Below are 26,217 nucleotides of genomic sequence, written 5' to 3' on the forward strand. Positions count from 1 at the left end.
CGACATGGAATAGACGCGTGAGTCGGCGCGTCTTAGTTTTTGACTGAATAGTCCAGAACTATCGAAAGGTACGACCATGGCACTACTCGAGGGCAAGACAGCGGTCATCACCGGCGGCTCGACCGGTATCGGTTTCGCCACCGCCAAGCGATTCATCGACGAGGGCGCCTATGTCTTCATCACCGGCCGAAGGCAGGCCGAACTCGACGCGGCGGTCAAGGAACTCGGCGACAACGCGACCGGCGTACAAGGCGATGTGAGTAACCAGGAGGATCTCGACCGGCTCTACTCGGTGGTGGCCGACAGCGGGCGGCGCATCGACGTGGTGTTCGCCAATGCCGCAGTCATCGACGTTGCGCAAATCGGGGGCATCACCGAGGAGCATCTCGACTACCAACTCGGCGTGGACTTCAAGGGCGTCGTGTTCACCGTTCAGAAGGCGCTGCCGCTGCTGAACGACGGCGGGTCCATCATTCTGAATTCCTCGAACACCAACGCGAAGGCGTCCGACGGAATCGGCGTGTACGCGGCGATCAAGGCCGCGCTGCGCTCGCTCGCGCGGACATGGGCAAGTGAATTGCGCGACCGCAAGATTCGGGTGAATGTCGTCAGCCCCGGCGCGACCGAGACACCGGGGATCGAAAGCCTGGCCCAGATGCTCTTCCCCGGACCGGGTTCCGCGGAGAAGTTCGAGGAATTCCAGATCAGCACGGTCCCGATGGCGCGCTACGGCACGTCCGACGAGGTCGCCAAAGCTGTGCTGTTCCTAGCGTCGGACCTCAGCAGCTTCACCACGGGAGCCGACATCCCGGTCGACGGCGGAGTCAACCAGTTCTAGTAGAGCATCTTGCGGTAGTTGTCCTCGCTGTAATACTCCTCGAGCTGCGCCTGCGTCCAGTCGGTCCGCATGGCCTTGGCCAGCTGTGCGACGCTGGGGAGGGCGGTCGGATTCCACGTCGACGGGTCCCAGGTGTCCGACCGCATGAAGGCTTTCGCGCAGTGAAAGAACACCTCTTCGATGTCGATCTCCAGCGCGAGGATCGGCCGCTTGTCCTTGACCACCATGGCGTCGAAATACTCTGCGTCACTCAAGATCCGGGCTGAGCCGTTGATACGCAACGTGTCACCGCGGCCCGGGATCAGAAAGAGCGTGCCTACCTGCGGGCGCTGCAACACATTGAGGTAGCCGTCGAGACGCTTGTTACCCGGCCGCTCCGGGATCGCGATCGTGGTGTCGTCGATGACGTGAACGAAGCCGGGCGGGTCACCCTTCGGCGACACGTCGACGCGGCCCTGCGCATCGGTGGTCGCCACGAAGCCGAGCGGAGAGTGCGCCAACCAGTCCCGCTGGACGGCGGACAGCCGGTCCTTGACCTTGTTGGCGACGGCGTGCTGCGGCTCTCCGACGATGGTACGGAGGCCCTCGACGGTGCTGACTTCGCGGCGCATGGCTACATCATGCTCGCCGAAAGTTCATTTGTGCGACGCGATTTAATGCCACACTCCGGCAATGACCGACGTCACACAGTCCTCAGATGCCGCCGACCTGGACGAGCGCAGCCGCTCCGGGCGCTCGGCCGACGAGTTGCGGCGAGGCGTCATCGACCACCTGCGCTACTCGATCGGCCGCCCGTCCGCAGTCCTGACGCTGGAGAATTTCTATCGTGCGACCGCGTTGGCCGTACGAGACCGCATGCAGGACAACCAGGCGGCAACCGCACTGACCTCGCTCGATCTCGGACGAAAGATCACCTGCTACCTCTCGGCCGAGTTCCTGATGGGGCCGCAACTCGGGAACAATCTGCTGAATCTCGGGATCGAAGAGCCGACGCGCGCGGCGCTCGAAGGAATCGGGGTCGGCTTCGACGAGATGTTGGCCTGTGAGGAGGAACCGGGACTGGGCAACGGCGGTCTCGGTCGGCTGGCCGCCTGCTATCTCGATTCGCTGGCCACCCTCGAACGCCCGGCTATGGGGTTCGGTATCCGGTACGAGTTCGGCATCTTCGACCAGGAGTTCCGCGACGGCTGGCAGGTGGAGAAAACCGACAACTGGCTCGTCAACGGAAATCCCTGGGAGATTCCCAAGCCCGACGTCAACTATCTGGTCAGCTGGGGTGGCTACGTCGAGCATTACACCGACGACGCGGATAACGACCGAGTCCGCTGGGTCCCCGGTCGCGTGCTGAAGGGCGTCGCGTACGACACGCCGATTCAGGGCTACGGCGTCAACACCTGCAACGTGCTCACCCTCTGGAGCGCGCGGGCGGTCGAGTCACTTGCGTTGGAGGCCTTCAACACCGGCGATTATTACAAGGCGGTCGAAGACGAGGTCACCTCGGAAACCGTGACCAAGGTCCTCTATCCCAACGACGAACCGGAAGCAGGCAAGCGGCTGCGCCTGCTGCAGCAGCATTTCTTCGTGTCCTGCACGCTGCAGCATATCTTGCACATCGTCGACGACCTATCCGATATCTCTGTACGAGATATCCCCAGCCGCTTTGCAATTCAGCTCAACGACACCCACCCGTCGATTGGTGTCGCCGAGCTCATGCGGTTACTGGTAGATGAACGTCACCTCCCTTGGGAAGATGCGTGGGACATCACCGTGGCCACCTTCGGCTACACCAACCACACCTTGTTGCCCGAGGCGCTGGAGACATGGCCGCTGGGCATGTTCGCGGAGTCACTCCCGCGGCACCTCGAGATCATCTACGAGATCAACCGTCGCTTCCTCGACGAGGTCCGCGCGAAGTTCCCCAACGACGACGACCGCGTGCGACGGATGTCGCTCATCGGCGAGGACAACGGCAAGAGCATCCGAATGGCCCACCTCGCGACTGTCGGAAGCCACGCGATCAACGGCGTTGCGGCCCTGCACTCCGAGTTGCTGAAGAAGAGTGTGCTCAAGGATTTCTACGAGTTGTGGCCAGAGCGCTTCTCCAACAAGACGAACGGTGTGACACCGCGGCGGTTCCTCGCGCTGGCCAATCCCGGCTTACGAAAGCTGCTCGACGACACCATCGGTGGTGGCTGGCTCGCCGACCTGGACAGGCTGCGCGGTCTCGAGGCTTTCGTCGACGATGACGCCTTCCGTGGGATGTGGCGGGAAGTCAAGCGCGCCAACAAGGCCCGCCTTGCGGACTTTGTGCACGGCACGACGGGCGTCGAACTGAATCCCGACTGGCTTTTCGATATCCAGGTCAAGCGGATCCACGAATACAAGCGCCAACACCTCAACGTGCTGCACATCGCCACGCTCTATCACCGCATCAAGCAGAACCCCGACCTCGACATCCCGCCGCGAGCCTTCATATTCGGAGGGAAGGCCGCGCCGGGCTACTTCCTGGCTAAGCGAATCATCAAGCTGATCAACGATATCGGCGAAACTGTCAACGAAGACCCTGATGTCAATCAGCTCCTCAAGGTCGCGTTCATCCCGAACTTCAATGTGCAGAATGCACACCTCATTTACCCGGCGGCCGATCTGTCCGAGCAGATCTCGACGGCGGGGAAGGAAGCGTCGGGAACGGGCAACATGAAGTTCATGCTCAACGGCGCGCTGACGATCGGCACTCTCGACGGTGCGAATGTCGAGATCCGCGAGGAGGCGGGCGCCGAGAACTTCTTCCTGTTCGGCCTGACGGTCGACGAAGTCGAGCGTCTCAAGCGGGAGGGTTACCGTCCGTCGGACTACATCAAGGCCAATGCTGAGCTCGGCGCCGTGCTCGACCTGATCGCCGGCGGACGATTCTCGCGGGGCGACGCCGAGGTGTTCCGTCCGCTGGTCGACAACCTGCGCCATGACGACCCGTTCCTCGTTCTCGCCGATTACGCGTCCTACATCGAATGCCAGGACCGAGTGAGCGCGGCGTGGCGGGACATCCCGTCCTGGACGCGGATGTCGATCTTGAACACCGCGCGCAGCGGCAAGTTCTCGTCGGACCGCGCCATCACGGAATACTGCGACGACATCTGGAACGTGCTGCCCGTGACGGTGAAGGTGTAGCGAACCGCACCGTTCTGCTCATCGCGATTTGAAACCTCACGGCGCCAGACGACTGGCGCAATGGCTGTCGTCCACCCTTTAACAGCAGGTCGGCCCCGTGACGGACCGGCGTATTCAGCCAGCGGCCGACGGTCCCACAATACGGTCGATCGGGGTCCACGGCATCCGCCGATAACGTCACCGACCAGGTCAGTCACACGACGAACAGCCCCCGGGAGGTGACCGTGGCCAGCCAAGAGGCGCATGCCGAACCGACGCCGATCCGTCGGCCGCGAGCCGATCAGGCGCGCCTGGTCGCCGACGTCCTGAGGCACCAGATCCACGCGGGCGGCTACGCGGACGGGCTGCCCACAGAACAGGACCTGGCGACCGAGTTCTTCGTTTCCCGCAACACCGTCCGCGAGGCACTCGCCGCGCTCAAGGACGAAGGTCTCATCGACCGCGGACCGCGCACCGGCACCCACGTCGCCATCCGCAAGTACGACCACGGCCTCGACGCGCTCGTCGGTCTGAAAGAGACATTCAAGGGCTATGGGGAGATCCGCAACGAGGTGCGAACGACCATGAGCGTTGCCGCGCCGCCGTCGGTCGCCAATCGCCTACAACTGAGCCCGTCCGAGCCCGTCGTCTTCACCGAGCGTCTGCGTTACCTCGGCGATCTTCCCCTCTCGCTCGACATGACCTACCTCGCCCCCGACATCGGCCTAGAGGTCATCGAGCATTCGCTCGAGGTGAACGACGTTTTCGCACTCATCGAGCAGGTCACCGGCCGCCGCCTCGGCGGGGCCACTCTTGCGGTTGAATCTGTTGCCGCCGACACACATTCGGCCGCCATCCTGCAGGTCCCGGATGGCGCTCCAGTCTTGCTGCTGGAGCGTCTCACCCATCTAGACGACGGCCGACCCGTCGACCTCGAGTACATCCGCATGCGTGGGGATCGAATCACTCTGCGCAGCAATCTGATTAGGGGGAACTGATGGCCCAGGTCAACCAGCGCGTCGACGTGCCAGTGACCATCGACCAGTCGCTGTGCATCGAGGGATGCACTTTGTGTGTCGATATCTGTCCGCTCGATTCGTTGGCCATCAATCCCGAGAACGGCAAGGCCTTCATGCATGTCGACGAGTGTTGGTACTGCGGCCCATGCGCGGCCCGCTGTCCCACCAATGCCGTGACCGTCAACATGCCCTATCTCCTCCGATAAGACCCAGGAACATTCATGAAGCGCATACTCGCCGTAGTTTCTGTCGCCCTCACCGCCAGTTCGTTGGCCGCTTGCTCGCTTGACTCCCAGTCCGAATCCGCGGGCACCGTCAACGTCGTCATCGGCTATCAGTCCAAGACCATCAACACCGTCACCGCCGGAACTCTTCTGAAGGCCAAAGGCTTCCTGGAGAAGCGGCTCGAGGACATCTCCGACACCTCGGGTGTCGACTACAACGTGCAGTGGCAGGACTACGACACGGGCGCACCCATCACCGCTCAGATGGTCGCCGAGAAGATCGACATCGGCTCGATGGGCGACTACCCACTGCTCATCAACGGCTCTAAGACCCAGGCGAACGAGCGTGCCCGCACGGAGTTCGTCTCCGTCACCGGTTACAGTCCGACCGGCTCACTCAACATGGTTGTCGTCCCACCCAACTCGCCGATCCGGTCGATCGACGATCTGGAGGGCAAGAAGGTCTCGGCCAGCGTCGGATCCGCGGGTCACGGCACCCTGGTGCGAGCGCTCGATAACGCGGGCATCGACCCAAAGACCGGCGTCGAGGTGCTCAATCAGCAGCCCCAGGTCGGCGCTTCGGCCCTTGAATCAGGCCAGGCGCAGGCACTTTCACAGTTCGTTGCCTGGCCCGGGCTGCTGGTATTCCAGGGCAAGGCGCAGCTCCTCTACGACGGCGCCGAGGGTGACTACCCGACGTTCCACGGTGTCGTGGTGCGCCGCGACTACGCCAGCCAGCACCCCGAGGTGGTCGACGCGTTCCTGCAGGCACAGCTCGACGCGACCGACTTCCTCAACGAGAACCCACTGGAATCGGCCCGGCTCGTCGCCGAGGGCAGTGGCCTGCCGCAGGAAGTCGTCTACCTGTACAACGGCCCCGGCGGCACCAGCTTCGACACCACGCTCAAACCGTCGCTCATCGAGGCGTTCAAAGGCGACGTGCCTTATCTCGAGTCCATCGGCGACTTCGCCGATCTGAACATCGACGAGTTCGTCGATGACACCGCCATCCGAAAGGCGTTCGCCGACCGCGGCCAGGATTATGATGCCGCGCTGGTTTCGACGACCAACCCGTCGGCGCTGAGTGGCCAGGACCCGGTGTGCAATGTCGCGGTCACCGATCCGGAACTGGCGAGCGAACTTTGGATCAACGGTAAGGACGCCACCCAGGCCGCCGCCAACCCCGGATGCCTGCTGCGCGCCGTGCGCGAGGCCAACGCCCGCGGCGAACAGGTCCGCGCCGCGTACGTCCCCGACACCGAGTTCGGCACCCGCTGGTTCGCCGATAAATCTGTCTGGGTCAAGGACGGTCGCAACTACCTGCCGTTCGGCACGCCCGCGGGCGCGCAGCGCTACATCGGAGCGCACCCCGGCGCGACGGTTGTCGAGTACCAGCAGGCGCTAGTGGGTGCGGTGTGACCGCCGCGCCTGCGGTGCTGACGCCCGACGCACCCGCAATCGCCGCGCCGGCGGACTCGGTTGTCAACGCTCCGGCCCGCCGCAACTGGTCCTCGTGGCTGGTCCGCATCGCCTCGGTTGCCGCGGCGATCGCACTCTGGCAGCTGTTGACCGCCAACGATGTTCGACTTTGGCTGCGATTCGACACTCTGCCGACGGTCACCGAGATCGTCTCCGCGTTCGGCACCCGGGTGGGTACGCAGGATTACTGGCTGGACCTTGGCCAGTCACTGATCCGAATCCTGACCGGCTTCGCCCTCGCGGCGGTCGCGGGTGTCGTCACCGGCATTCTGCTGGGTCGTTCGGGCGCGTTCGCGAACGTCTTCGGTCCGCTCACCGAACTCGCCCGGCCCATTCCCGCGATCGCGATCGTGCCCGTCGCGATCCTGCTGTTCCCCACCGACGAGGCCGGGATCGTGTTCATCACCTTCCTCGCCGCGTACTTCCCCATCATGGTCAGCACCCGGCACGCGGTGCGCGCGCTGCCGACGCTGTGGGAAGACTCCGTGCGCACGCTCGGCGGAAATCGGTGGGATGTCATTACGCGAGTTGTGTTGCCCGGCATCCTCCCCGGCGTATTTGGCGGCCTGTCGGTCGGCATCGGCGTCGCATGGATCTGTGTGATCTCCGCCGAGATGATTTCCGGACGGCTCGGCGTCGGCTACCGCACCTGGCAGGCGTACACCGTGTTGGCCTATCCCGACGTGTTCGTCGGCATCATCACCATCGGCGTGCTCGGCTTCGTCACGTCTGCCGCCGTGGAACTCATCGGTCGACGCGTCACCCGCTGGCTGCCTCGCGGGGAGGAGAAGACGCAATGAGCAACGCAGGTATGTCCCTGAAACTACGCGACGTCGTGCTCAGTTACGGCGGTGCGCCAGTTGTCGATGGGCTCGACCTGGATGTCGCGCCCGGTGAGATCCTCGTACTGACCGGACCGTCGGGCTGCGGCAAGTCGACGGTGCTGCGCGCACTGGCCGGTCTGCTGCCACCGGACAGGGGAGAGGTGCTCGGCGACGGTGAGCGCGTCACGACCACGTCCCGCGACCGCGCAATGGTGTTCCAGGACAACGCGCTATTGCCCTGGCGTACTGTGCAATCGAATGTCGAGCTCGCGCTCAAGCTGGCCGGCCGCCCGCGCCAGGGCCGCCGCGAGGAAGCCCGGAGGTGGATCGCCGACGTCGGGCTGACGGGATTCGAGAAGTACCTGCCGAAGAGCCTCTCCGGCGGCATGCGCCAGCGTGTGCAACTCGCGCGTGGACTGGCCGGTGCGCCGCGCGCGGTCATGATGGACGAACCTTTCGGCGCTCTCGACACGCAGACCCGAGCCACCATGCAGCGACTGCTCATCGACACCTGGCGGGCGCACCCGACGACCGTTGTCTTCGTCACCCATGACGTCGACGAGGCCCTGCTCATCGGCGACCGCATCGCCGTCCTCGGTCGCGCGGGCCAGCGCCTGCGCGCTCTGCTCGACGTGCCGTCGCCGCGCGACGCGGCCATATCGCGAGCCGCGCTGCGGGCTGAAGTAATTGCCGCACTAGATCATTCGGAGTTGGTCAGCTGATGGAAGTACCCGCACTCGAAGATGCTGTTCGCCTGGATTGCGATGTTCTCGTCATCGGCGGCGGCACGGCAGGGACGATGGCGGCACTCACCGCCGCGGAGAACGGCGCGCAGGTTCTGCTGCTCGAGAAGGCTCACGTCCGGCACTCCGGCGCGCTGGCCATGGGGATGGACGGCGTCAACAATGCCGTCATCCCCGGCAAGGCCACGCCTGAGGACTATGTCGCTGAGATCACCCGCGCCAACGACGGAATCGTCAACCAGCGCACCATCTATCAGACCGCCACCCGTGGCTTCGCCATGGTGCAGCGCCTGGAACGCTACGGCGTCAAGTTCGAGAAGGACGAGCACGGCGAGTACGCCGTTCGTCGCGTCCATCGCTCGGGCTCGTACGTGCTTCCGATGCCCGAGGGCAAGGACGTCAAGAAGGCGCTGTACCGGGTGCTCCGGCAGCGCTCGATGCGCGAGAAGATCCGCATCGAGAACAGGTTGGTTCCCGTTCGCGTCCTCACCGCTGGAGGCAGGGCGGTCGGTGCTGCCGCGTTGAACAGCCGGACGGGCGAGTTCGTCGTGGTCTCGGCTAAGGCCGTCATCCTCGCCACCGGACCGTGTGGACGGCTCGGGCTCCCCGCGTCGGGTTACCTGTACGGCACCTACGAGAATCCCACCAACGCCGGAGACGGCTACTCAATGGCGCTCCACGCGGGTGCCGAACTCTCCGGAATCGAGTGCTTCCAGATCAATCCGCTGATCAAGGACTACAACGGACCCGCCTGCGCGTACGTCGCCAATCCTTTTGGTGGCTACCAGGTCAACGCCCAGGGCGAGCGATTCGTCGACTCCGACTACTGGTCGGGGCAGATGATGTCGGAGGTCAAAAACGAGATCGAATCCGCGCGCGGACCCATCTATCTCAAGGTCAGCCATCTTCCCGACGAGACGTTGAGTGCGCTCGAGGGCATCCTGCACACCACCGAGCGGCCGACCCGGGGGACGTTCCATGCCAACCGTGGGCATGACTACCGCACCCACGACATCGAGATGCACATCTCCGAAATCGGATTGTGCAGTGGTCATTCCGCTTCCGGCGTCTGGGTCGACGAACACGCCCGCACCACCGTTCCCGGCTTGTACGCAGCTGGCGACCTGGCCTGCGTTCCGCACAACTACATGATCGGCGCGTTCGTCTACGGCGACCTCGCGGGCAGTCACGCGGCGTCCACCCTGGCCGACGTCGAAGCACCGCAACAGCTTCCGGATGATCAGATTGCTGCCGCGCATGAGCTCATCTACCGGCCCCTCCAGCACCCCGAGGGTCCACCGCAGATGCAGGTCGAGTACAAGCTGCGCCGCTTCGTCAACGACTATGTCGCCCCGCCCAAGACCGCGGCCAAGCTGTCCATCGCGGTGCAGACCTTCGACCGGATGCGCGACGAGATCGCGGGTATCGGCGCCACGACACCCCACGAACTCATGCGTGCAGTCGAGGTGTCGTTCATCCGCGACTGTGCCGAGATGGCCGCCCGCTCGTCGCTCACCCGCACGGAATCGCGATGGGGGCTCTACCACGACCGCAGCGACAGTCCCGAACGGGACGACGTCGATTGGCGCTATCACCTCAACCTCCGTAAGACCGCCGACGGGGACATCGAGTTCTTCAAGCGCCCTGTCGCGCCCTACTTCGTGCCCGTCGCCGGATTCGACGAATTACCAAGCGGTGAAACAGAACCCATCGCCGTCCGGCAACCCGACCTCGTCGGTGGACAGGCGCCCGCCTCCGAGGTGTCCAGGGTGCGCGACGAAGCCGCGGCCCAACCACCGTCGCCGCGCATCGCCGCGGTGTTAGCACTCGACGAGCCCACCGTTGACGCGCTGGCGCCGTTTCTGACCGACGCCGATGCCGGTGTCCGTCGTACCGCCGTTGACGTGCTGACCGAGCACCTGCCCGATGGGTACGCGACAGCTTTGGTTGCGGCGTTGAGCGATCCGAACGGCGAAGTGCGTCGCGTCGCCGCCGACGGTATCCGCGAACTCGTCGAAGTGCTGCCGGACGCCAAACCGATCCAAAATTTGCTCGGCTCAGACGATCCCGTGGTCCGGGGCGCGGCCGTCTATGTGCTGAGTTCCCGCCGCGCCGGGGACGCCGAACAGTACCGCCGCGCGGTCGTCGACGAGGATCACCGGGTGCGTATCGAAGCTGTCCGGGCGCTGGTCTCGGTCGACGACGCGGCGGGTGTTGCTGCCGCGCGCACCGATGCGAATCGGGAAGTGCGCATCACCGTCGCCAACGGACTCGGCACGCTGCGTACGGGAACCGACGCCGTCCGTGCGCTCATCGAGGACCCCGACCCGCTCGTGCGGGCCGCGGCGCTGGCGGCGATGGGATCGATCGGATGGGACGACGTCGACGTGACGACCGTCGAGGGCGCGCTCGCCGCGTCGGCGTGGCAGATCCGGCAGGGTGCCGCCCGCGCGCTGGCCGGGGCGCCGTCTCCGATCGCCGCGGTACCGCCGCTGTCCCGGGCGCTGTCCGACCCGCACCTCGACGTCCGTAAGGCCGCGGTGTTGAGCCTGACCCGGTGGGCATCGTCGGAGGACGCTGCGCGGGAGGCGTTGGAGGGCGCACTCGACGACGGCGACGCCGACGTCCGCGCCTATGCCAGACGAGCGCTCGCTAGCAGCTGAAACCTCCTCTGCCACTTGAGTTTCAGTTGTCACATGGGCGGTCTGGCTTGTCGGTGGCCGAATGTATGTTCGAATCATGTTGGCGACCCCGGTTCAGGTGGCGATGGCCGCATTGCGGTCCGCGCATGAATCGTTGGCCGCCTGCGACCTCGACGCACTGACGCATCGCGAACTCCTCGAGGTTCTCGACGGGCTGGAAACCCTGAGCTGCCGACTGCCCGCGCAGCGGCACCGCGCCCTGGCCCGGTTGCAATGCGAGACCACGCCCAAGGAGATGGGTGCGAAGTCGTGGCGGCAGGTGTTGGCGATCCGCTGGCGGATCTCGGCTTCTGAAGCGGGTCGTCGCCTTGATGAGGCGGCGATGCTGGGTCCGCGGCGCACGCTGACCGGCGAACTACTGGAACCGGTGTTTGCGGCCACCGCGGCCGCGCAAGCCCGCGGTCTGGTCAATGGCGAACACATCGAGACGATCCGTGAGGCGAGCGGCCGGATTCCAGGTTGGGTCGATACCGCCACCCGCTGCGAGATCGAGGCCGATTGGGCGCGCGTGGCCACCGGGGTGGGGCCCAAGGAGCTCAGAGACCATGCCAATCGCGCCCTGTTCATGCTCGATCAGGACGGGCCTGAACCCGATGAAGCCGAGCGTGCACGCCGGCGCGGGGTGTCGAAGGGACCCCAAGGCCCCGACACGATGACCCCGATTAAGGGCGATCTCACCCCGGAGGCGGCAGCGATCTATGAGGCGATCTTCGCCAAGTGGGCCGCACCGGGGATGTGCAATCCCGACGACGAGAACCCATGCGTGTCCGGAACTCCGTCACAGGCCCAGATCGACAACGACCACCGCAGCCTGATCCAGCGTCAACATGACGCGCTGGTCGCCGTCGGGCGCAGTGTGCTGGAAACCGGTGAGCTGGGCCAGCACAACGGACTACCCACGTCGATCATCATCCGCACGACATTGCAGGACCTCGAATCACGCGCCGGAATCGGTGTGAGCGGTGGCGGCACGGTGATCCCGATCAAAGACGTGATCCGGATGGCCGCCCACGCCAACCACTACCTTGCGGTCTTCGACAAGGCCACCGGATCAGCGCTGGACCTCTTCCGAGCCCGCCGTGTGGCCTCCCCAGCCCAGCGGATCATGCTCATCGCCCGCGACGGGGGCTGCACCAAACCCGGCTGCACCGTGCCCGCCTACGGCGCCCAGGTCCATCACGCCGCACGGGACTGGGCCGATGACGGACAGACCAACGTCGACGAACTCGGTCTGGCCTGCGGACCGGACAACCGCATGGTCGGACCCGACGGCTGGACCACCCGCATCAACGCCCACAACGACGTCGAATGGCTCCCACCCAAACACCTCGACACCGGACAAACCCGCATCAACACCTACCACCGCCCCGAACAACTCCACCGCCCACCAGACCATCCAGACGAAAACCCAGAACGCGGACCATAAGACTGGAACAGCTAGCCGCCAAAGCGCGCCGCCAACGCGCGGCGGTCCACCTTGCCGATGCCGCGGCGCGGGATCTCGTCCACAACGTGGATCTCCCGCGGTGCCGCCGTCGCGTCCAGAGTCGTCGCAACGTGCGCGCGGATATCGGCCAACGTCGGTGCAGTCGATCCCGGTGCCACCACGATCGCGGCGACGACGCGCTGCCCCAGTCGCTCGTCGTCGACACCGAACACCACGCATTCGGCCACGGCGTCGTGCGACGCCACCGCCGCCTCCACCAGAGGTGGCAACACGGTCAGTCCGCCCGTGCTGATCGCGTCGTCGATCCGCCCAAGAACTGTGAGCACCCCTGAGTCGTCAACGCTGCCAACATCATCGGTGCGAAACCAGCCAGGTTCGGCGAACGGATCGGGGTCGACGGGATTGCGGTAGCCCTTGGCCAGCGTCGCTCCGCCGAGGACCACTCGTCCGTCGTCTATTCGCAACCGCACGCCGTCGAGTGGCACCCCGTCGTACACGCAGCCGCCGGCGGTCTCACTCATGCCGTACGTGCGGACCACGGGAATGCCCGCGGCCGCGGCTCGTCGAGCGACCCCGGCAGGCATCGGCCCTCCGCCGATCAGCACGGCATCCATCGACGCCAGCGCGGCAGTGGCGCTCGCATCGCCAAGCGCCTTGTCGAGCTGCGCGGCCACGAGCGAGACATATCGCCGTCCGGGTCCGAGTGAATGGACGGCCCAAACCAGTTCTGCTGCAGAGAAACCCGCCGAGATTGCCACCGGCGCCGTCCCCGCGACGACACTGCGCACCAGGACCTGCAGCCCCGCCACATGATGAGCGGGCAGGGCGAGCAACCAGCGGCCGTCGCCGCCGAGGCGTGCGTGGGTGGCCTCCGCACTGGCCGTCAACGCCGACGCGGTCAGCAGGGCGCCCTTGGGGTTCCCCGTCGTACCGGACGTGGACACTACGACGGCCACGTCGTCGTCCACCTCCGAGTCGGCTCGCAAAGATGTTGTGATCAGCGAGGTTTCGCGCGCATCGTGCATCGGGACCGGTAACACCGCAGCACGCCCGGCGAGCGCCTGCTCCACCATCGGCAGCACCGACACCGCCGTAGCACCAGCGGGGACGGCGACGGTGCGCAGGACGGCTATGCGGTGTCCTCGTCGTCGCGCGGGTCGTCGAGCGGCCAGCCCTTGGCAGACAGTCGCTCTCGCACCCGCTCGATGTCCTCGGGTGTCGGGAGTTCATCGGTGATCTGAGTGATCAGCACACCGATATCGGCGCTGTCGAACTCGCCGAGGTCCTTCAGCTCGCGCGCGACCGCTTTCACCTCGTCGTCGGACAGGCGGCGCTTGAGAAGCGCGAACAGTGGCACGCGATCGGGGCCGGGAACACCCTCCGGGTAACCGGCGGTGACCCAGGCGACGATCTTGGCCAGAAAGGTCACGGTTCCCTCCGAAGTGTCGCGTGTGGTCTTTGAGGTTCCGATGCTAATCGCGCCTCCGGCACCCTGCGATCGGCGCGATAGGCAAACGTTTACCCCCGCGAAGTTGAACAATGGGTGAACACCTCGCCAGGTCAGATGAAGTGCCTGCTCGACACGCCCTTTTGAATCCGCGTTTGGTTAGGCGAAACGCCTCCCCGGGCCGCAGAATTAGCGCCGTGAGCGCAGAGCTGATCATCCTGGTGCTGCTGATAGCAACGGCACTGGCATTCGACTTCACGAATGGCTTCCACGACACCGGCAACGCGATGGCCACCTCCATCGCCACCGGCGCCCTGAAGCCCAAGACCGCGGTGCTGCTCGCGGGCATTCTCAACCTCGTCGGCGCGTTCCTGTCGGTCGAGGTCGCCGTCACCGTGACCACCTCTGTGCTGAAGGTCCAGGACAGCAAGACAGGTGCCCTGATCCCCGGCATCGACGCGTCGACGGGTCTGACGATCATCTTTGCGGGCCTCATCGGCGGGATCCTGTGGAACCTGCTCACCTGGTTGTTCGGCATCCCCTCCAGCTCGTCACACGCGCTCTTCGGCGGTTTGATCGGTGCCGGTCTCGCGGCACTCGGCCTGGCGGGTGTCAACTGGTCTGGCGTCAGCAGCAAGGTGTTGATCCCGGCCGTTGCCGCACCGGTCATCGCGTGCCTGGTGGCCGCGGGCGGCACGTGGTTGGTGTACCGGATCACCCGCAATATCGTCGAGAGCAGGCGCCGCGAAGGCTTCCGCTGGGGCCAGATCGCGACCGCCTCACTGGTCGCGTTGTCGCACGGAACCAACGATGCGCAGAAGACGATGGGGGTCATCGCCCTCGCACTCATCACGACCGGCCACCTGACGGGCGACGTCAAAGAGAACGGCCTGCCGTTCTGGATCATCTTCAGCTGCGCGGTCGCCATCGGCCTCGGTACGTACCTCGGCGGCTGGCGCGTCATCCGCACCCTGGGCAAGGGCCTCGTCGAGATCGACTCGCCGCAGGGCTTCGCTGCCGAAGCATCTTCGGCCGCAATCATTTTGAGCTCCAGCGCCGCTGGTATGGCGCTGTCGACCACCCACGTGGCTACGGGGTCGATTCTGGGTAGTGGTGTCGGCAAGCCCGGTGCCCAGGTGCGCTGGGCGGTCGCGGGCCGGATGGCTGTCGCATGGCTGATCACCCTGCCCGCCGCAGGCCTGGTCGGCGCGCTGTCGTACTGGCTCTCCGATGCGGTCAAGTCGTTGACGAACTCGGCCCTGGCCGGCGACGGACTTATCTTCCTGGTACTGGTCGGCCTTTCCTTCTATATGTGGTGGCGGGCTCAGCAGCAGAAGGTGGACAGCACCAACGTCAACGCCGACTGGGACAGCTCCACGAACTCCGTCGTGCCCGCGGACGTCCGCGAGGCCGCCAAAGAATCCAAGCCGACGGCGTCGGTCTAGACGGACACACAAAGGACTCTTTGATGACCTATTTCGAAAGCATCTTCAAGGTGCTGATCGTGGGGCTGATCCTCGGAGCAGGCCTGCCCGCGGTGTTTGCGGGCGGACTCGTGGCCTACTCCAACGGAGCCGGCGGCCAACATGCCGACGGAACCGCCGTTGCCCCGAATCCGATGCTCAAGTACCTCGGTATCGCGCTGTTCGTGCTCGTCGGATGGGTGATCCTCACCGCGGTCCTCTGGATCACGCGGACGACGATCATCCATCACACCGGTATCGATCTCTTTCCCTTCATGCCCAAGAAATGAGCTGAGTCGACATGCCCGTGAACCAGACCGTCTTGGACAACGTGCTCGGTTGGCTGCACCAGGGTTATCCCGAAGGTGTGCCGCAGACGGATTACTTCCCGCTGCTCGCGCTGCTGAAGCGCTCGCTCACCGAGGAAGAAGTGATCCGGGCCGCCCAGGCGATCCTGAAGCAGACGGATTCCGACACCGTGACCGAGGACGAGATCCGCACCGCGGTGCAGGCCGTCATCGACAAGGAGCCCAACCCGGAGGAAATCCATCAGGTCGCTGCGCGGCTGGCGTCGGTGGGTTGGCCGCTGGCGGCGGCTCGCTGACGCTACTTGCGGTTGTCCCGCCGCAGCGGGTGATTCTCGGGGACCTGTACGAAGATCAGTAGCACGCCGTCGGGATCGGTGACGTGCATCTCGTGCAAACCCCACGGCTCCTGGCGGGCCTCACGATCGATGGGGACACCGCGGCCGGCCAATTCCTGCTCGGTGGCATAGATGTCGCGGACTTGAAGCCACATCGTTCCGCCGGCGGTCGGAGTGCCGTGGCCGGCTATCTCGATCAGTGACTGGCCGGCGTAGAACACCGTGCCCGCGCCGTAGTCCCTGGCGATCGCCAGCCCGATCTCGTCACGGTAGAACGTCAGCGAGCGTTCGTAATCCGCGGGGCGAATGAGCATGCGGCTGGCCAGGATCTCCATACGGATGTGTCTATCACGAGCAATGCGTCTATCACGTGATCAACCGATTCGACGGTCGATGCCCGCCCAATACGGCTCGCGCAGCGCACGCTTGACGAGCTTGCCGCTCGGGTTGCGGGGCAGAACTTCGGCGAAGTCGACGGACTTCGGCAGCTTGAAACCGGCGAGCCGTTCACGCGCGTAGGCGATGAGCTCGGTCTCGGTAGGTGCGGCTCCCGCGGCAGGCACGACGACGGCCTTCACCGCCTCGCCCCACTTTTCGTCGGGCACCCCGATGATGGCCACATCGCCGACCGCGGGATGGGTCATCAGGACGTTCTCGACCTCGGTCGGGTACACGTTCTCGCCGCCGGAGACGATCATGTCCTTCTTCCGGTCGTGCAGGTAGACGAAGCCGTCATCGTCGACGTAGCCGATGTCGCCCGTCTTCAGCCAGTTGTCGTGGGTGACCGTCGCGGCGGTGGAATCGGCGTTGTTCCAGTAGCCGAGCATGTTCTGCGCCGAGCGGGTCCACACCTCGCCGACGGTGCCGATCGGAACCTCGCACCCGCTGTCGTCGACGATGCGGAGTTCGACCCACGGATAAGGCTTACCGCAGGACCGCAGTAGCTCCGGGCGGCCCGTCGGATCGTGAACGTCGAGTTGCGTTACCGAGCCGGTGGTTTCGGTCAGTCCGTACACCTGGATGAACTCGCAGCCGAAGCGGTCCAGACCCTTCATCAGCACGTCGTCGGTGATGGGCGAGGCGCCGTAGACGATGGCCCGGACGCTGGAGAAGTCGGCGTTCTCGACGCCCGGTGACCCGAGCATCATCTGGATCACCGCGGGCACCAGCAGCAGATTGGTGATCTTGTGCCGGACAACGGAATCCAGGATCGCGGCCGGATCGACATCGCGCAGCACCACGGTGGTGGCGCCCTCGTACATTCCGACGAACACCCAACCCGAGCCGGCCATGTGGAACATCGGCATCACCGCAAGGCTCACGCTGTCATCGGTGAACCGCCACTGCCCGGCGATCCCGCTGGACTTGCAGAGGTAGTTGCCGTTGGACAGCATGACGCCCTTGGGCAGTCCGGTGGTGCCCGACGTGTACATCAAGAAGGCGATGTCGTCGGGACCCGTTGTGACATCTGGGTCTTCATCGGAATGACCGGCAAGCCAGTCCTCGTATGACTGCCAGCGGTCGTGCGCACCGATCGCGACGATGTCGTGCACCGTCGTCAGCTGACCCTCGACCGCCTCGAGATGGCCGAAGAACTCGGATCCGACAACGACGATGTGGGCTTGTGCGTCCTGGATGATGTGCAGCATCTCCGGCGCGGCGAGACGCCAGTTCACCGGCACGCCAACGGCACCCAGTTTGGTGAGGCCGCAGACCACCTCGAAGAACTCCGCGCCGTTCTTCTCGATGAAGGCGACGCGATCGCCGAAGCCGACACCGGCGGCGCGGAAGGCCTGGGCGGCTCGACTGGACCGCGCGTCGAGTTCGGCGAAGGAGACAGTCCGGTCGCCGACGATGAGCGCAGTGGCGTCGGGCCGACGGCGCGCCTGGACGCGCACGATGTCGGCGATGGTCGCGATCTCGGACATATCAGCTGCTGGGTTGTACGCGTTGACGTTTCATCATTGCGTTCACCGCGCCGGGTGCGAAGGTGTTCACCGCTTGCGCGGTGACGGCCATCCGTGGAGCGATGCGCACGGGACGGACACGTGCGGCTGTGACCATCCAGTCGGCCGCCTCGTCGGCGCTCAAGCCGGGCAGCCCGTCGTAGGCGCGGGTGGGGGCGATCATCGGGGTGAGCACGAGCGGGTAGAACAGCGTCGTCGAGTGCACACCGTCGTCGCCCCACTCGGTTTCGATGATCCGGCTGACGGAGGTGAGTGCTGCCTTCGACGCGTTGTAGACCGAGAACAACGGCGACGATTCGTTCAGTACACCCCACGTCGACACATTGATGATGTGGCCGTCGCCGCGCTCACGCATACCGGGCGCCAGTCCGCGGATCAACCGCAGCGGTGAGTAGTAGTTCAGCGTCATCGTCCGCTCGACGTCATGCCAGCGGTCCAGAGACTCGGCCAGCGGCCTGCGGATCGATCGCCCGGCGTTGTTGATCAGGATGTCGACGCCGCCGAGGTCGCGCTCGAGCGTGGCGACCAACTCGTCGACGGCATCAAGGTCGGACAGGTCGCAGGCATGGGCTGATGCAGTACCACCGTCGGCGGCGATCCGGCCGACCAGGTCGTCCAGGAGATCCTGGCGGCGCGCGGCGACCGCCACTATGGCGCCGCGGCGGGCGAACTTCTCGGCGGCTGCCTCACCGATGCCCGACGATGCTCCGGTCAGCAGGATGCGCTTACCGTCGAGGTCGACCTCCTCGCGGTCCGGTCGGTGCAGCATCAATTGGGGGGCCAGCGGCGGTCGCATGCCCGCCAGCAGCACCTGCTCGGAGAGCCAGCGCAGCGGATTCTTACTCACCCGGCGAGTCTAGGTGGCGCGATTTCGACGGCTCGCCCGCGATGAATTGTCCGCGGCAATAGGGTCGATATCGGTATGACGATGACAGGCACACTCGACAAGCGGTTCGGCGACGCGGACGAACCGCTCGATGGTGAAACGTTGGACAGGGCGCTGGCCGATGCCGAGCTGTACTGGCTCACGACGGTCCGGGGCGACGGCCGGCCGCATGTCACCCCGCTGGTCGGGGTGTGGGTCGACGACAGCTTTGTGTTCTGCACCGGCCCTGACGAGCAGAAGGCGCGCAACCTCGAAAGCGGCACCGCCGTCGCCGTCACCACCGGTGTCAACACCTGGAACGACGGGTTGGACGTCGTGGTGGAGGGGCACGCTGAACGCGTCACCGGACGGGCCGCCCTGACGGCTCTCGCCGATGCGTATCGCGAAAAGTATGGCGCAGACTGGGATTTCGCCGTCGACGATGAGTTCTTCGATCCCGAGGGCACCCGCGCCTACGTCTTCCGGGTGACGCCGGCCAAGGTGATCGCCTTCACGAAGTCGCCACACGGCCAGACGACGTTCCGTTAAAAGTAGCGGGGGAACTGGCTCCAGTCCGGGTCGCGCTTCTCAAGGAACGCGTCGCGGCCCTCGACGGCCTCGTCGGTCATGTACGCCAATCGCGTTGCCTCGCCGGCGAACAGCTGCTGACCCATCAGCCCGTCGTCGGTCAGGTTGAACGCGTACTTGAGCATGCGGATCGCCTGCGGGGACTTGCCGTTGATCGCCGCCGCCCATTCGAGCCCGACGGTTTCCAGCGACGCGTGGTCGACGACCTCGTTGACCGCCCCCATCGCGTGCATCTGCTCGGCGTCGTACGGCCTGCCGAGGAAGAAGATCTCGCGGGCGAACTTCTGGCCGACCTGTTTGGCGAGATACGCGCTGCCGTAGCCGCCGTCGAAGCTGCCGACGTCGGCGTCCGTTTGCTTGAAGCGGGCGTGCTCGCGGCTGGCCAGCGTCAGGTCGCAGGTCACGTGCAGGCTGTGTCCGCCGCCGGCCGCCCAGCCGTTGACCAGGCAGATGACGACCTTCGGCATGAACCGGATCAGTCGCTGCACCTCGAGGATGTGCAACCGCCCGGCGCGCGCGGGATCGACCGACTCAGCGGTCTCACCGGATGCGTATTGATAGCCGCTGCGACCGCGAATGCGCTGATCGCCACCCGAGCAGAACGCCCAGCCGCCGTCCTTCGGGCTCGGCCCGTTGCCGGTGAGCAGGATGACGCCGATCTCGGGCCACATGCGCGCATGATCGAGCACCCGGTACAGCTCGTCGACGCTGTGCGGGCGGAACGCGTTGCGCACCTCGGGACGGTCGAACGCCACCCGCACCGTCGGCTGTGGCTTTCCGTCGACGACATGACGGTGATAAGTGATGTCGGTCAGGTCGAATCCGCCGACCGGCTGCCACAGCGACGCGTCAAAAGGGTTGGGACTCATGCGCTTACCGGATCGAATCGGAAGACCGGGCACCGGCCGGCAAGGGCCTCGTACTCGTCGGGGTTGGGACCCGTGATGAGACCGGCGTTCTTCATGAAGCTGACACCGGTGGGCACCTCGATGGGGAACAGGCGCAGCAGCGGTCTGGCTTCGTCAGGCGGCAACTCGACGACGTGGACGCGCTGCGAGGTCTTTCCTTGCTTCAGTTCCGCCTCACCGGCGGCCCGCAGGTTGGCTGCCCAATCGCTGCCCGGCAGGCCGCCGAGCACGTAGCGCCTGCCCTCGACGGTCATCGGCGTGATCGGCGTCGAACGCAGCTTGCCGCTCTTGCGCCCCGGCACAACCAGGATCACCGGCGCGTTGTCGCCCATGGGGACGCCGAGTTTCTGAATACCGATCATGACCTTGTTGACGTACTTGAGCCACCACGGCGGCCGGATACGCGCGCTGTCGGACATGGCAGAAACGCTACGCGACCGGATCGATGCGAAACACCGGCAGTCGTCCGGCCAGCCCTTCCAGCTCGTCGGCGGTACCGGTCTTCAACACACCGGCGCGCTTCATGATGTCTACGCCGTCGGCGACCTGAACCGGGAACTCCCGCAGGATGGGTCGGGCTTCGGCGACGCTCAATTCGACCATCCGGACCGACTCGGTACGCCTGCGATGGGTGCAGGTCACCCGCTCGGCGGCACGAACGTTGCGGACCCAGTCAGCACCCGGAAAGCCGTTGACGACATAGCGTTTGCCGTCCACGGTCATCGGCGTGACGGGCGTCGACCGTGGCTTGCCCGTCTTGCGGCCCGGCACCGTGAGCACCACCGGCGACTCATGCCGCGAAATCGGCACACCGAGCCGCAGCAGCACCGTCACGACCTTGTTCGCGTGTTTGAGCCACCACGGCGCGCGGATGGGCTCGGGACCCGTCATAGCTGCACACCGTAATCGGCCAACGCGTCGCGCAGCCCGCTGTGGCGCTCCTTCGTCGGGAGCGGATCGACCAGGATGAACCCGCAGCCGATGGCCCTCGCGCCGCCGTCGGCCTCATCACTGTCGCCGACCATGATCGCGTGTGCGGCAGGCACCCCGAGTCGGCTCAGCGCGGTCTCGAAGATCGCCGCGTCGGGCTTGACGGCGCCGACTTCGAAGGACAGCACGAACTCGTCGACGAATTCGGCCGCACCAATCGACTCGAAGGCCGGCCGTACGTCGAACGCGATGTTGGAGACAACCGCGATCTTGATGCCCTGCCGGTGCAGGCCCTCCAGGACCCCGGCGGTGTCGGGGTAAGGAGTCCAGCTCAGCGGGTCGATCATCAGGCCGTAGAGCGCTTCGGCCTGATGGTCGGCCACCCCAGACTCGCGAAGGACGTGCAGGTAGGCCTCGCGGTGCAGGTGAGGGGCGAGGTCGCGGTTGATCCACGCGTGGTGGGCTTCGGGTGTCATATGGACGTGCTGGCCCGTCGGCGCGGTCATCCGGCGCATCAGCTCGGCCTGGACGTGGCCGTCGATCTGGCGTTCGTCGACCTCGATGCCGTGGAACCAGCTGTCGTCCTCTTCCAGGCGGAACAGTGTGCCGGAGTAGTCGAACAGGGCGGCTTCGATGCGGTGCACCCGCCCCATGCTGCCAGGTGTGAAAATTCCCGAAATCGGCTAATTAACTGCCATGACGGAGCTGGAGCAGGCGGTCGTGGTGGTACCTGCGCACAATGAGATCGAGCGTCTCCCGCGCAGTCTGTCCGCATTGCTGGCAGCGGCGATGCACACACCGATTCCGGTTCTGATCGTGGTCGTCCTCGATGCGTGCGACGACGGCAGCTCCGATCTTGCCGACCGGTACGGCCCGAATGTGCACTTCATCTCCACCGATGCGGGAAACGTCGGCGCGGCCCGCGCCGCGGGATTCGAGCACGCACGTGCGGCGTGTGCCGACGTCGAACCGTCCCGCACCTGGTTCGCTACCACCGACGCCGACACCATCGTCGGCAGCCAGTGGCTGACACAGATGACGCAGGCCGGCGCTGACATGGTGCTCGGAACGGTGCGCATACCCGTATGGCGGCTACCCGCACAGGCCGCACGCCGGTATTTGGCGACCTACCACTCCACAGGACTCGGTCACGATCACGTGCACGGCGCCAATATGGGTTTTCGGGCCGACGCTTACTGGGCCGTCGGTGGGTTTCGTGCGCTGAGCACCGGTGAGGACGTCGACCTCGTTCAGCGATTCGAGTCGGGGCACATGAATATCCACCGGGACGCGAAGCTGTCGGTGGCGACCTCAGCCCGCCAAGAAGGACGCGCGCCCGGTGGATTCGCTGCTCATCTTCGCGGGCTGGCCAAGCCACGACGCAAGGTGCGTGTCGAGACATGACAGGCGGACTGCTCGGCCGGTGGCTTGACGCCGGGGCGTTGGACTTACCGCTTCCCGGTGGTGGTGAGACGGCGCGACGTTGGCATCGCCTTGCCGCGCTGGCCGAGGTCGACGTGGTTGCCGCCCGCCTCGCCGAAGCCCATGCCGACGCGGTCGCGATCATGGCCGAACTCGGCAGCTCCGATGCGAAATCCGATCAGCTGTGGGGTGTTTGGGCCGCAGAGTCGCGCGACGCGGTGCTCAGCGCCTCAGGCGGTGGCGATGCGACGGCACTGGACGGCACCAAAGTGTGGTGTTCGGGTGCTGGGCTGTGCACCCACGCTCTTGTCACCGCGCGGCTCGGGTCCGGCGAGCGGGGACTGTTCGCAGTCGACCTGCGCCATGCCGGGGTGCGACCGCTGCCGAGTGGATGGCGCAACCCGGGGATGGCCGAATCCGACACCCGCTCAGTGCAATTCAGCGATGTCCCGGCCACAGCGGTCGGAAGGCCCGGCGAGTACCTGTCGAGGCCCGGTTTCTGGCACGGGGCGATCGGGGTAGCGGCGTGTTGGCTCGGCGGTGCGCGGGCGGTGGCCGAGCCGCTGTACGTCCGCGCTGCAGACGATTCCGCCGATCCGCACGCGCTGGCCCACCTCGGGGCCGTGGACGCCGCGCTGGCGTCCGGTGAGGCGATGCTCGTCAGCGCGGCGGCCGCAGTCGACGACGATCCGTTGAATCGCAAGGGTGCGGCCGAGATGATCGCGCTGCGCACCAGGGCGGTGATCGAAACCGCGGTCGAGGAGGCCATTGCCCGGACCGGTCGTGCGCTCGGACCGGCGCCGCTGTGTCAGGACGCTCAGCACGCCAAACGCGTCGCCGACCTGACCGTGTACGTGCGGCAGAGCCACGCGGAGCGCGATCTCGAACGGTTGGGCCGACTGGCGGGAGCCGCACGATGACGCTCGCGAACCTGGGCAACGGTGAACGATTCGCCACTCGGCCGTTGACTGAGGGCGGTACACCGACGCAGGACTGGCTCGATTCCCTGGCCGGAGCATCCGAACTTGACCTCGGCGACTGCGACGAAATCGTCGTCGTGGCAGCACATCCCGACGACGAGACCCTCGGTTTCGGCACGTCTCTGGTCACCATGGCGGAGCGGGGGGTGCGGGTACAGGTCGTCGCCGCGAGCGACGGCGGCGCGTCGCATCGGGGCCTCGGGTTGTTGGAGCGTCTGCACCTGGAACGCACCCGCCGCGCCGAGATGCACAAGGCCGCAGCGGTCCTGGGGGTGCCTCCACCGATTTGTCTCGGAATGCCCGACGGCGAGTTGAGCGATCATGAGGAACGGTTGACGGACCTCTTGACCGAAATTCTGGCGACGAGGACGAACCGCACCTGGATCGCGGCGACGTGGCGTGGCGACGGGCATCCCGATCACGAGGCCGTCGGTCGTGCCGCGGCGAACGCCGCGCAATTGTGCGATGTGACGCTACTCGAGTATCCAATTTGGATGTGGCACTGGGCGACACCGGGCGATACCGCCGTGCCATGGCATCGCCTCCGCGTCCTGCCGATCGCCCCACATGCTCTCGACCGCAAAACGGCAGCCGTGCGGTGCTACCACACACAGGTCGAGTCTGACGGTGCCGATGCGCCGCTGCTGCCGTCGTTCGTACTACGGCGACTACTCGCCGTCAGGGAGGTGGTGTTCTGATGCCCACTCGGCTATCGACCGGTTACTTCGACCGGATCTATTCCGAATCCGACGATCCGTGGCAGCTCGGAGGGAGGTGGTACGAGCAGCGCAAGTACGCGATCACGTTGGCACTGTTGCCCTATCGGCGTTACCGCCACGCCTTCGAGCCCGGCTGCTCGATCGGTGTGCTCACCGAACAGCTCACCACACGGTGTGATCACGTCACGAGCACTGATATCGCGAGCGCTGCGCTGGATGCCGCGCACCGGCGGCTGGTCGACGCGGGCAGGCGCCGCGATGTGACGCTGCTTCGCAGATCGGTGGACGACCCGTGGCCGCAGGCGGGATTCGATCTCGTCGTGCTGTCCGAGCTCTGCTACTACCTACATCCCGAGGTGCTGCGCGACACACTAGATCGCGAAATACCGATTTTGCGGCCTGGGACGACGGTCGTTGCCGCGCACTGGCGTCACCCCGTTGCCGAGTATCCGATGACCGGGGACTACGCCACAGACATCATCGCCGCGACGGCGGATCTGTATCACCTTGGCGGATACCGTGACGCCGACGTGATCGTCGAGGTGTTCGATACCGGTTCGTCGAAATCGGTGGCTGCGCGCACCGGAGTGCCGGGGGCTTAGCCGCGCGCGCGGACGGCCTTGTCGGTCAGCACTTCCCGTTCTCGATCGTTGTCGGTCAGTTCGGCGGCGCGGTCGAACTCGTCGGCGGCCTCGGCGCTGCGGCCCAGTCGGATGAGAAACTCGCCGCGCACGCTCGGCACCAGGTAGGAACCGTCGAGCCCGGTCAGGTTGTCGACGATCGCCAACGCTTCGGCGGGATCGCCGGCCATCGCGACCGCGACCGCACGATTGAGATGGACGACGGGCGATGGCGACACCTGCACCAGCCCGTCGTACAGCATGACGATGTGCTTCCAGTCGGTATCGCCGGGTGTCGGCGCGGTAGCGTGGCATTCCGCGATGGCGGCCTGCAGCGCATACGCGCCCCAGCCAACACCCTTGCGCTGCAATGCCTGCGATGATCTTTCCAGCGCTGCCACTCCGCGCTGAATCTGCGCGCGATCCCACCGGGCCCGATTCTGCGCCTCTAACAGGATCGGCCTGCCGTCGCTGTCGGTGCGGGCGGCGAATCGTGACGACTGGAACTCCATGAGTGAGACCAGGCCGTGCACTTCCGGCTCGTCGGGCACCAGCGCGGCGAGCACCCGGCCCAATCGCAAAGCCTCACTGCACAGTTCGTCGCGGATCCAGCGCTGGCCGAAAGACGCCGAATAGCCTTCGTTGTAGACCAGGTAGATCACCGACAGTACGGACGCCAGCCGCCGCGGATACTCCGAACGGTCGGGCACTTCGAACGGCACGTTGGCGTCGGACAAAGTCTTCTTCGCCCGCGTTATTCGCGCGGCGATCGTCGCCTTCGACGTCAGGAACGCTCGCGCGATCTCCTCGGTCGTGAGGCCGCCGACGACGCGCAACGTCAGCGCGATCTGGCCTTCGGGGGACAGCACCGGGTGTGCCGAGATGAAGACCAGACGCAGCACGTCGTCGTCGATGCGGTCGGGATCCCACGCCTCAGAGAAGTCCTGCTCGTGTGTCTCGAGTTCGTGTGCCAGCACGGTGTACTTCGCGTCGAGGTTCTCCTGACGCCGCCACTGATCGATCGCCTTGCGTTTGGCCACAGCGGTCAGCCAGGCTCCGGCGTTACGCGGCACGCCGGTGTCGGGCCATTGGGTGAGCGCATCGAGAAGAGCCTCTTGCGCCAGATCCTCCGCGAATCCGACGTCACCGACCACCCGCGTCAACGTCGCGACGATCTTGGCGGCCTCCATCCGCCACACCGCGTCGACGGTTTCCTGGATGTCCGACACGTCACCATTCTGC

General features: G+C 65.7%; 28 protein-coding genes. 17 read left to right on the forward strand and 11 right to left on the reverse strand.

What is annotated here, in order from left to right; genetic code table 11:
• Nucleotides 1–76 precede the first annotated feature (76 nt).
• Nucleotides 77–838 (forward strand): SDR family NAD(P)-dependent oxidoreductase, encoded by a 762-nt coding sequence (locus tag ACIA48_RS15500; protein ID WP_396732949.1) that lies wholly within the window; start codon nucleotides 77–79, stop codon nucleotides 836–838.
• Here the strand turns inward: ACIA48_RS15500 and ACIA48_RS15505 are convergent.
• On the reverse strand, nucleotides 835–1,449 hold the full coding sequence (locus ACIA48_RS15505) for a pyridoxamine 5'-phosphate oxidase family protein (protein ID WP_396732952.1): 615 nt from the start codon (nucleotides 1,447–1,449) through the stop codon (nucleotides 835–837). The genes ACIA48_RS15500 and ACIA48_RS15505 overlap by 4 nt on opposite strands.
• A gap of 61 nt (nucleotides 1,450–1,510) precedes the next feature.
• Here ACIA48_RS15505 and ACIA48_RS15510 point away from each other — a divergent pair, with 61 nt between their 5' ends.
• The 8 genes from ACIA48_RS15510 to ACIA48_RS15545 all read left to right on the forward strand — a co-directional run bounded on the left by ACIA48_RS15510 (nucleotide 1,511) and on the right by ACIA48_RS15545 (nucleotide 12,402).
• Nucleotides 1,511–4,006 (forward strand): glycogen/starch/alpha-glucan phosphorylase, encoded by a 2,496-nt coding sequence (locus ACIA48_RS15510; RefSeq protein ID WP_396732955.1) that lies wholly within the window; start codon nucleotides 1,511–1,513, stop codon nucleotides 4,004–4,006.
• Between the two features lie 224 nt (nucleotides 4,007–4,230).
• Nucleotides 4,231–4,983: a GntR family transcriptional regulator gene (locus ACIA48_RS15515; RefSeq protein ID WP_396732958.1), complete on the forward strand. Its 753-nt coding sequence runs from the start codon at nucleotides 4,231–4,233 to the stop codon at nucleotides 4,981–4,983.
• On the forward strand, nucleotides 4,983–5,210 hold the full coding sequence (locus tag ACIA48_RS15520) for a ferredoxin family protein (RefSeq protein WP_396732961.1): 228 nt from the start codon (nucleotides 4,983–4,985) through the stop codon (nucleotides 5,208–5,210). Before ACIA48_RS15515 ends, ACIA48_RS15520 begins: the two co-directional genes overlap by 1 nt.
• Nucleotides 5,211–5,225: 15 nt before the next feature.
• The gene (locus ACIA48_RS15525; protein ID WP_396732964.1) at nucleotides 5,226–6,647 is read left to right on the forward strand and encodes an ABC transporter substrate-binding protein; all 1,422 of its coding nucleotides are present in this window, start codon (nucleotides 5,226–5,228) and stop codon (nucleotides 6,645–6,647) included.
• A gap of 38 nt (nucleotides 6,648–6,685) precedes the next feature.
• Nucleotides 6,686–7,507, forward strand: a complete 822-nt coding sequence (locus ACIA48_RS15530) for an ABC transporter permease (protein WP_396734987.1) — start codon at nucleotides 6,686–6,688, stop codon at nucleotides 7,505–7,507.
• Nucleotides 7,504–8,253 carry an ABC transporter ATP-binding protein gene (locus ACIA48_RS15535; RefSeq protein ID WP_396732967.1) on the forward strand — a complete coding sequence of 250 codons (750 nt, stop codon included), beginning with the start codon at nucleotides 7,504–7,506 and terminating at the stop codon, nucleotides 8,251–8,253. The genes ACIA48_RS15530 and ACIA48_RS15535 overlap by 4 nt, the downstream gene beginning before the upstream one ends.
• Complete coding sequence (locus ACIA48_RS15540; RefSeq protein WP_396732970.1) at nucleotides 8,253–10,937, forward strand: fumarate reductase/succinate dehydrogenase flavoprotein subunit; 2,685 nt, start codon at nucleotides 8,253–8,255, stop codon at nucleotides 10,935–10,937. Before ACIA48_RS15535 ends, ACIA48_RS15540 begins: the two co-directional genes overlap by 1 nt.
• Nucleotides 10,938–10,998: 61 nt before the next feature.
• A complete protein-coding gene (locus tag ACIA48_RS15545) occupies nucleotides 10,999–12,402 on the forward strand; it encodes an HNH endonuclease signature motif containing protein (protein WP_396732973.1) in 1,404 nt (467 codons plus the stop codon).
• Between the two features lie 11 nt (nucleotides 12,403–12,413).
• Here ACIA48_RS15545 and menE read toward each other — a convergent pair whose 3' ends face one another.
• Nucleotides 12,414–13,496 carry an o-succinylbenzoate--CoA ligase gene (gene menE / locus ACIA48_RS15550; RefSeq protein WP_396734990.1) on the reverse strand — a complete coding sequence of 361 codons (1,083 nt, stop codon included), beginning with the start codon at nucleotides 13,494–13,496 and terminating at the stop codon, nucleotides 12,414–12,416.
• A 56-nt stretch (nucleotides 13,497–13,552) separates the two neighbouring features.
• Entirely contained in the window at nucleotides 13,553–13,852 is a 300-nt protein-coding gene (locus ACIA48_RS15555; protein ID WP_396732976.1) for a DUF3349 domain-containing protein, read from the reverse strand.
• Nucleotides 13,853–14,067: 215 nt separating this feature from the next.
• On the opposite strand from ACIA48_RS15555, the gene ACIA48_RS15560 reads away from it, so the two are divergent.
• From ACIA48_RS15560 to ACIA48_RS15570, 3 genes are read left to right on the forward strand one after another with little or no spacing between them, the layout of a single operon-like run.
• Nucleotides 14,068–15,315: an anion permease gene (locus ACIA48_RS15560; RefSeq protein WP_396732979.1), complete on the forward strand. Its 1,248-nt coding sequence runs from the start codon at nucleotides 14,068–14,070 to the stop codon at nucleotides 15,313–15,315.
• 23 nt (nucleotides 15,316–15,338) lie between these two features.
• Complete coding sequence (locus tag ACIA48_RS15565) at nucleotides 15,339–15,623, forward strand: hypothetical protein (RefSeq protein ID WP_396732982.1); 285 nt, start codon at nucleotides 15,339–15,341, stop codon at nucleotides 15,621–15,623.
• 11 nt (nucleotides 15,624–15,634) lie between these two features.
• Entirely contained in the window at nucleotides 15,635–15,937 is a 303-nt protein-coding gene (locus tag ACIA48_RS15570; RefSeq protein ID WP_396732985.1) for a DUF3349 domain-containing protein, read from the forward strand.
• Between the two features lie 2 nt (nucleotides 15,938–15,939).
• On the opposite strand, the gene ACIA48_RS15575 is transcribed toward ACIA48_RS15570, so the two are convergent.
• The 3 genes from ACIA48_RS15575 to ACIA48_RS15585 are packed head-to-tail and all read right to left on the reverse strand — an operon-like array spanning nucleotide 15,940 to nucleotide 18,790.
• A complete protein-coding gene (locus tag ACIA48_RS15575; protein ID WP_396732988.1) occupies nucleotides 15,940–16,311 on the reverse strand; it encodes a VOC family protein in 372 nt (123 codons plus the stop codon).
• Nucleotides 16,312–16,350: 39 nt separating this feature from the next.
• A complete protein-coding gene (locus tag ACIA48_RS15580; RefSeq protein ID WP_396732991.1) occupies nucleotides 16,351–17,904 on the reverse strand; it encodes a long-chain-fatty-acid--CoA ligase in 1,554 nt (517 codons plus the stop codon).
• 1 nt (nucleotide 17,905) lies between these two features.
• Complete coding sequence (locus ACIA48_RS15585; RefSeq protein ID WP_396732994.1) at nucleotides 17,906–18,790, reverse strand: SDR family oxidoreductase; 885 nt, start codon at nucleotides 18,788–18,790, stop codon at nucleotides 17,906–17,908.
• A gap of 75 nt (nucleotides 18,791–18,865) precedes the next feature.
• Between ACIA48_RS15585 and ACIA48_RS15590 the strand changes: the two genes are divergently transcribed.
• Complete coding sequence (locus ACIA48_RS15590) at nucleotides 18,866–19,357, forward strand: pyridoxamine 5'-phosphate oxidase family protein (RefSeq protein ID WP_396732997.1); 492 nt, start codon at nucleotides 18,866–18,868, stop codon at nucleotides 19,355–19,357.
• On the opposite strand, the gene ACIA48_RS15595 is transcribed toward ACIA48_RS15590, so the two are convergent.
• Genes ACIA48_RS15595 through ACIA48_RS15610 form a run of 4 tightly spaced genes read right to left on the reverse strand, consistent with a single transcriptional unit; the run spans nucleotide 19,354 to nucleotide 21,887 of the window.
• Nucleotides 19,354–20,265, reverse strand: a complete 912-nt coding sequence (locus ACIA48_RS15595) for a 1,4-dihydroxy-2-naphthoyl-CoA synthase (RefSeq protein WP_396733000.1) — start codon at nucleotides 20,263–20,265, stop codon at nucleotides 19,354–19,356. The genes ACIA48_RS15590 and ACIA48_RS15595 overlap by 4 nt on opposite strands.
• Nucleotides 20,262–20,723 carry a nitroreductase/quinone reductase family protein gene (locus ACIA48_RS15600; protein WP_396733003.1) on the reverse strand — a complete coding sequence of 154 codons (462 nt, stop codon included), beginning with the start codon at nucleotides 20,721–20,723 and terminating at the stop codon, nucleotides 20,262–20,264. Before ACIA48_RS15600 ends, ACIA48_RS15595 begins: the two co-directional genes overlap by 4 nt.
• Before the next feature lie 10 nt (nucleotides 20,724–20,733).
• Entirely contained in the window at nucleotides 20,734–21,195 is a 462-nt protein-coding gene (locus ACIA48_RS15605; RefSeq protein WP_396733006.1) for a nitroreductase family deazaflavin-dependent oxidoreductase, read from the reverse strand.
• Nucleotides 21,192–21,887, reverse strand: coding sequence for an HAD family hydrolase (locus ACIA48_RS15610; protein ID WP_396733009.1), 696 nt, complete (start codon nucleotides 21,885–21,887; stop codon nucleotides 21,192–21,194). The genes ACIA48_RS15605 and ACIA48_RS15610 overlap by 4 nt, the downstream gene beginning before the upstream one ends.
• Before the next feature lie 43 nt (nucleotides 21,888–21,930).
• Here ACIA48_RS15610 and ACIA48_RS15615 point away from each other — a divergent pair, with 43 nt between their 5' ends.
• From ACIA48_RS15615 to ACIA48_RS15630, 4 genes are read left to right on the forward strand one after another with little or no spacing between them, the layout of a single operon-like run.
• Nucleotides 21,931–22,638 carry a glycosyltransferase gene (locus tag ACIA48_RS15615; RefSeq protein ID WP_396733012.1) on the forward strand — a complete coding sequence of 236 codons (708 nt, stop codon included), beginning with the start codon at nucleotides 21,931–21,933 and terminating at the stop codon, nucleotides 22,636–22,638.
• Nucleotides 22,635–23,576, forward strand: coding sequence for an acyl-CoA dehydrogenase (locus ACIA48_RS15620; protein WP_396733014.1), 942 nt, complete (start codon nucleotides 22,635–22,637; stop codon nucleotides 23,574–23,576). Before ACIA48_RS15615 ends, ACIA48_RS15620 begins: the two co-directional genes overlap by 4 nt.
• The gene (locus ACIA48_RS15625; protein WP_396733015.1) at nucleotides 23,573–24,334 is read left to right on the forward strand and encodes a PIG-L deacetylase family protein; all 762 of its coding nucleotides are present in this window, start codon (nucleotides 23,573–23,575) and stop codon (nucleotides 24,332–24,334) included. Before ACIA48_RS15620 ends, ACIA48_RS15625 begins: the two co-directional genes overlap by 4 nt.
• Nucleotides 24,334–24,957, forward strand: coding sequence for an SAM-dependent methyltransferase (locus tag ACIA48_RS15630; protein WP_396733021.1), 624 nt, complete (start codon nucleotides 24,334–24,336; stop codon nucleotides 24,955–24,957). Before ACIA48_RS15625 ends, ACIA48_RS15630 begins: the two co-directional genes overlap by 1 nt.
• Here ACIA48_RS15630 and ACIA48_RS15635 read toward each other — a convergent pair.
• Nucleotides 24,954–26,165, reverse strand: coding sequence for an RNA polymerase sigma factor (locus ACIA48_RS15635; protein WP_396734993.1), 1,212 nt, complete (start codon nucleotides 26,163–26,165; stop codon nucleotides 24,954–24,956). The genes ACIA48_RS15630 and ACIA48_RS15635 overlap by 4 nt on opposite strands.
• Nucleotides 26,166–26,217: the final 52 nt, after the last annotated feature.

Origin of the sequence: Mycobacterium sp. NPDC051804 (assembly GCF_044452905.1) — a bacterium.
Lineage (GTDB): Bacteria > Actinomycetota > Actinomycetes > Mycobacteriales > Mycobacteriaceae > Mycobacterium.